Here is a 447-nt window from a genome sequence, read left to right as displayed (position 1 = left end):
GAGTGGATACCCCGCAAGCGCGACGCCGCCAAGGCGAAGTACGCCGAATACCTTGAGGCCGAGGTGGGCAACCTGTGAGTGAAATCGACACGGCGCGCCTTGACGACTGGATGGACAACGCCGGGCTCGAGGGCAAGGGCGAGCCGCTCGAGGCCCGCTTCCTGTCCGGCGGACCCCAGAACGTCATCTACGAGATCCGCCGCGGCGAGCACACCTGCGTGCTGCGGATGCCGCCGGACGGGGACCCGCCGGACCGGGACAAGGGCATCCTGCGGGAGTGGCGCATCATCGAGGCGCTCGACGGCACGGAGGTCCCGCACACCGCCGCGGTCGGGGTGTGCGCCGATCCCGAGGTGCTGGGCCGGCCGTTCTTTCTGATGGGTTTCGTCGACGGCTGGTCCCCGATGGACACCCACGGTCGCTGGCCCGAGCCGTTCGACTCCGATC

General features: G+C 69.6%; 1 pseudogene. It reads left to right on the top strand.

The features are described from left to right. Positions 1-74: 74 nt before the first annotated feature. Positions 75-447, top strand: a pseudogene (locus RNC47_RS36870) (acyl-CoA dehydrogenase); the annotation flags it as partial.

Origin of the sequence: Streptomyces millisiae (assembly GCF_031845425.1) — a bacterium.
GTDB lineage: Bacteria > Actinomycetota > Actinomycetes > Streptomycetales > Streptomycetaceae > Streptomyces > Streptomyces millisiae.
This window is presented reverse-complemented; position numbering and strand designations above follow the sequence as displayed.